Annotated in this window: 7 protein-coding genes; 2 read left to right on the forward strand and 5 right to left on the reverse strand. The window is 68.7% G+C overall.

Annotated features, from left to right (window positions below; all coding sequences use genetic code 11):
* Window positions 1-105: 105 nt before the first annotated feature.
* From ACFWPI_RS39245 to ACFWPI_RS39260, 4 genes are all read right to left on the reverse strand, one after another.
* Window positions 106-696: a DUF5919 domain-containing protein gene (locus ACFWPI_RS39245; protein ID WP_380380993.1), complete on the reverse strand. Its 591-nt coding sequence runs from the start codon at window positions 694-696 to the stop codon at window positions 106-108.
* A gap of 103 nt (window positions 697-799) precedes the next feature.
* The gene (locus tag ACFWPI_RS39250; protein ID WP_380380995.1) at window positions 800-991 is read right to left on the reverse strand and encodes a DUF397 domain-containing protein; all 192 of its coding nucleotides are present in this window, start codon (window positions 989-991) and stop codon (window positions 800-802) included.
* 69 nt (window positions 992-1,060) lie between these two features.
* Window positions 1,061-1,267, reverse strand: a complete 207-nt coding sequence (locus tag ACFWPI_RS39255; RefSeq protein ID WP_380380997.1) for a DUF397 domain-containing protein — start codon at window positions 1,265-1,267, stop codon at window positions 1,061-1,063.
* Window positions 1,252-2,094, reverse strand: a complete 843-nt coding sequence (locus tag ACFWPI_RS39260) for a helix-turn-helix transcriptional regulator (RefSeq protein WP_380380999.1) — start codon at window positions 2,092-2,094, stop codon at window positions 1,252-1,254. The genes ACFWPI_RS39255 and ACFWPI_RS39260 overlap by 16 nt, the downstream gene beginning before the upstream one ends.
* A 316-nt stretch (window positions 2,095-2,410) precedes the next feature.
* Between ACFWPI_RS39260 and ACFWPI_RS39265 the strand changes: the two genes are divergently transcribed.
* Together ACFWPI_RS39265 and ACFWPI_RS39270 are read left to right on the forward strand one after the other, a co-directional pair.
* Entirely contained in the window at window positions 2,411-2,659 is a 249-nt protein-coding gene (locus ACFWPI_RS39265; protein ID WP_380381001.1) for a hypothetical protein, read from the forward strand.
* Between the two features lie 75 nt (window positions 2,660-2,734).
* Window positions 2,735-3,235 (forward strand): NUDIX domain-containing protein, encoded by a 501-nt coding sequence (locus ACFWPI_RS39270; RefSeq protein WP_380381003.1) that lies wholly within the window; start codon window positions 2,735-2,737, stop codon window positions 3,233-3,235.
* A gap of 19 nt (window positions 3,236-3,254) precedes the next feature.
* On the opposite strand, the gene ACFWPI_RS39275 is transcribed toward ACFWPI_RS39270, so the two are convergent.
* A complete protein-coding gene (locus tag ACFWPI_RS39275) occupies window positions 3,255-3,731 on the reverse strand; it encodes a hypothetical protein (RefSeq protein ID WP_380381004.1) in 477 nt (158 codons plus the stop codon).
* Between the last annotated feature and the right edge of the window lie 247 nt (window positions 3,732-3,978).

Raw genomic sequence — 3,978 nt, forward strand, 5'->3', positions numbered from 1 at the left:
ACGACTCAACCTGCTCAACCGTCAACCCATAGGCACACAGTCAAGACAACGAACACCTACACCCACAGTCACGCCCAGATGCGGTTGCAGTATTAGGCGCAGGTGTCAGTGCGGGCCGGTCCGGATGTCGCCGCCCCGGGACCAGAGTTCTTCGACGTGTTCGGCGAAGCGGTCGAACATGCCGTTCTCCCCGCTGCGCCGCAGGTGCATCAGTGGCGAGTCGTGGCCGACGGCGCGGGCGAGGTGAGGCGTGACGAGGGCGTGCTCGTCGAAGCGGAAGACGGAGAGGCCGACATGGTTCGGACCGTCGTCCGGAGCGCTGAACCGGGCCTCGAAGCCCTCGGTACCGGAGAGCTTGGCCAGGTTCTCCAGGGTGACCCTGATCCTGGTGGACACCGTGAGCGCCACGCCCTCGATCTGCTCGCGCTGACGCGTCGTGTCGGAGTCCGGATCCCCGAGGAGAAACCGGACCCGGCAGCCGCTCTCGGCCTTGCGCCGCAGAGTCTGAAGCAGGGCGGGCTGCTCCAGCCACACGAAGTAGTTGGTGTAGCCGGCGAGGAAGATGTCGGACCGGGCCTCGGCGATCAGCTGCGCCCAGACCGACTGCGGGCAGGCCGAGCGGTACGGGTAGACGGCGAACACCTCCCGGTCGTGCCCGGTCTTGACGTTCGCCCGCACGGTGTTGGGCCAGATCATCCGTTCATCACCCCCTGAGGTCGCGGCGGCGGGTTGAACCGGGCGGAGGGGTTGAGAAGGCCCCGCCGCTCATGGATCGGGTTGGCGGGGCCGGGAGTTGCTGCTACCGGGCGTCGAACTCGCCGGCGCGGACGGCGGTGACGAAGGCCTGCCAGGCGGGGGAGGGGAAAAGGAGGACGGGTCCGTCGGGGTCTTTGGAGTCCCGGACGGGCTGCACGCCGGTGAGGCCGTCGGCGACCTCGACGCAGCCGTTCTGCCCGCCGCTGTAGCTGCTTTTGCGCCAGGTGGTTGCCATCGCGGTTGCCTCCTGCGGGTGGAGTGGGAAGTCGATGGGGATGACTTCCCACTCCGGCGTCAGATAGGCCTAGTTGGCGTCGAACTCGCCGGTACGGGTGGCGGTGACGAAGGCCTGCCAGGCGGAGGAGGAAAAGAGGAGAGACGGGCCCTCGGGGTCCTTGGAGTCGCGGACGGGCATGAGGTCGGTGAAGCCGTCGGCGACCTCGACGCACTGACCGCCACTGCCGCTATAGGAGCTCTTGCGCCAGGAAGCGCGAGTCAGTTTGACGTCCATTCAAGGTCCCTCCGTACCGAGCGGATCATAGCTACTGAGTCGGCCTGATTCTTGGCCCCGGCCAGCAGTTGATCGTAGTCCCTGAGCAGGGCTGCGATCGACTCGGTATCGCGGTCGAGGTAGCCGCGCTGCTCGGTCTCGCTGTAGGCGATCATTTTGCGTGTCGGCAGCATCAGTATGGTTACTACGCGAGTGAACGGCCTGCTCTCGCCAAGAGAGTAGGGAGCCACCTGGATGAAGATCCTGGGTTGACTGGCCAGTCTTTCAAGGTGGAGTAGTTGCTCGATCATGACGTCTCGGCCGCCGATGGTCCTCCTGAGACAGCTTTCGTCCAGCACCGCGTGCAGAATCGGCGGAGGCGTTCGGTGCAGGGTTTGCTGCCGGGTGAGGAGGTAGTTGATGCGTTCTTCGGCTTGCTCCGGGGTGGCTGTGCCTCGCCTGATATTCCCCTGCTCCCAAGCAGTGGCGTATGCCTTGGTCTGCAGAAGGCCATGGATGACGTTGATCTCGAAGAGCTTGATCTGCTCCGCGGTCGACTCGTAGTTGGCGTACTCGGGGAAGCCCGGGACCAGGGCAGTGTGCTTGAGCTGCCAGTACATCAGCAGCAGGGTCCCGCCGGTCTGCAGGACCTCGTCGGCCTTGGTAGCAAACTTCTCACTCGGCGGTCGCTGCGCAAGTTCGACGAACGAGACGTAGGACGGGTGGACTCCGATCTTGCGCGCGAGCTGTTCCTGCTTGAGGCCCATCGCCCTGCGTGACCTGCGGAGTTGGACCCCGAACGGGGCCCAGGGGGATGACTGCGGGTCAATTTCCTTGATGTTCACCATGGCTGCTCCAACTCTCCAGGCCACCGAGGTCAAGTCGTCTGCCACTTCCGATGCTAGGCGACACAGAGCCACCATGTGCACAGAACGTGAAACTCTGATCGCGGAAGGTTACTCCCATGGGTGATGTCCAGGTGCCCCGGTTGCACGGCTACGGGGTGCGGTGGGACCCGGAGGGCCGGTGTTACCGGGTGCGGAACGAGACGACGGGGGAGTGGCTGCGCAGCGGTACCTCGGGTGGGCTGGCTTCCTTCTCCTCGTTCTCCGCCGCCTTCAGTGCGTGGCGGGGGTTCGAGGTTCGGCGGCAGGTGGGGGCGTGATGGGGGAGAAGGTCTACCGCGCCACGGTCGACCAGCGGCGGCAGGCGGCCGACGTCCTGGACGACCTGACGACCGTCCTCGCCCTGGGCGGGGTGAAGTTGCCGTCGGTGGAGGTGGATTGGGAGCACGGCCGCAGGACCGGCTGCTACCTCGTCGGCCTCGGCTGCGCCCGTCCGTCCGAACTGCTGCGGGTCGTCGACCTGCTCCGCAAGGGGCTGCGCTACGAGCGCCTGACGCGTGACGGCTGAACTCCTGGTCCGCCTGCTGTGGTGGGCGGGCTTCTCCCTCGTACTCCTTGCCGCCCTCAGGAAGTGAACCCCCCGATGCGCGACCCCCGCTTGCTCGCCAGGCCGCCGGTGTGCCGGCTCGGCTGCCTCGTCCTCGTCCGCAACCCGCGCGGCGACGTCCTGCTCGTCGACCCCGACTACATGGACGGCCTCATCCTCCCCGGCGGCGCCGCCCAGCCCAACGAGCCGCCCCACCTCGCCGCCGCCCGCAACCTCCACGCCGAGACCGGCCTCAACCTGCGCCTCGCCGACGTCCTGGCGGTCGACTTCACCCCCGCCGACCGTTACCTGGAGCGCCTCAACCTCGTCTTCGACGGCGGCACCGTCACCGAGCACGCCGCCGCCCACCTCACCGTCCCGCCCCGACACCGCAGCGGACTGTTCGGCGCCCGCTTCGTCCCCGCCCACGAACTCCCGGACGTCATGGCCCCCGCCCAAGCGGCCCGCGCCGCCGAAGCCCTCGCCAACCGCGCCGTCCCCCTCCTCCTCCACGGCCAGCGCGCCACCTGCGACGAGAACCGGCCCCCGCCGCGCTAGACCGCCCGGCGGCGGACGCTCAGCTGACGCCCCGCAGGACACACAGGGTCCCCTGCGGGGCGTGGAACGCCTGCAGCACCTCCCACGCGCCGCTCTGCCCCGCCTTGACGTTCACCGCCGTGTCGCCGAGGGCGAGCACCGTGGCCTTCGCCGAGGTGAAGTAGACGACGATCCGGTAATCCGCGTCCCGGCCACCGGGGTTCACCGCGGTGCCGGCCGCGCGCCAGCCGTCCTTGGTCGCCTCGCAGGTGCCGATGGCGACCTGCTTGCGCTTCTCCTGGTCGTTGGCGACGGACGACGGCGGCGGCAGCGTCGGCTGCTCCAGCACGGCGATCTCACCGCTGCTCGCAGCGTCCCCGGAGGGCGCAGCCGTAGCGGCCTGCACGTCCTGGCTGCCGCCGTTGTGGGGCTGGCGGCAGCCGGACAGGGCGGTGAGGGCGAGCAGTGCGATGCCGACGGCGGCACCCGCTCGGGCCTTGGGCTTCGTTTCGCGCATCTCTTACTTCCTTCGGCTGTGGGCGGCGCCAGGAACGATCACACCGGTGTCACCGCGGAGGGGCCCGGCTTGTCTTACCGTGCCGGTGCGGCAGGCGCGGGCTCGGCGGGCCTGGCGGTGGCGGAGGTTCATCCGTTCGGCTGCGGATCGCTCCGTCGCCCGCCCCTCGCCCACGAGCCGGACGGACGACGGACGGACGACGGACGGGCGCAGAACGGCGGCGGTCCCCGGAGCCCACGCTCCGGGG

The organism is Kitasatospora sp. NPDC058492, assembly GCF_042720685.1.
Lineage (GTDB): Bacteria > Actinomycetota > Actinomycetes > Streptomycetales > Streptomycetaceae > Kitasatospora.

What these genes read in the sequence shown, in the direction of transcription:
- ACFWPI_RS39245 (WP_380380993.1), bottom strand. Translation starts at nt 696, where the DNA reads ATGATCTGGCCCAACACCGTGCGGGCGAACGTCAAGACCGGGCACGAC.
- ACFWPI_RS39250 (WP_380380995.1), bottom strand. Translation starts at nt 991, where the DNA reads ATGGCAACCACCTGGCGCAAAAGCAGCTACAGCGGCGGGCAGAACGGC.
- ACFWPI_RS39255 (WP_380380997.1), bottom strand. Translation starts at nt 1,267, where the DNA reads ATGGACGTCAAACTGACTCGCGCTTCCTGGCGCAAGAGCTCCTATAGC.
- ACFWPI_RS39260 (WP_380380999.1), bottom strand. Translation starts at nt 2,094, where the DNA reads ATGGTGAACATCAAGGAAATTGACCCGCAGTCATCCCCCTGGGCCCCG.
- ACFWPI_RS39265 (WP_380381001.1), top strand. Translation starts at nt 2,411, where the DNA reads ATGGGGGAGAAGGTCTACCGCGCCACGGTCGACCAGCGGCGGCAGGCG.
- ACFWPI_RS39270 (WP_380381003.1), top strand. Translation starts at nt 2,735, where the DNA reads ATGCGCGACCCCCGCTTGCTCGCCAGGCCGCCGGTGTGCCGGCTCGGC.
- ACFWPI_RS39275 (WP_380381004.1), bottom strand. Translation starts at nt 3,731, where the DNA reads ATGCGCGAAACGAAGCCCAAGGCCCGAGCGGGTGCCGCCGTCGGCATC.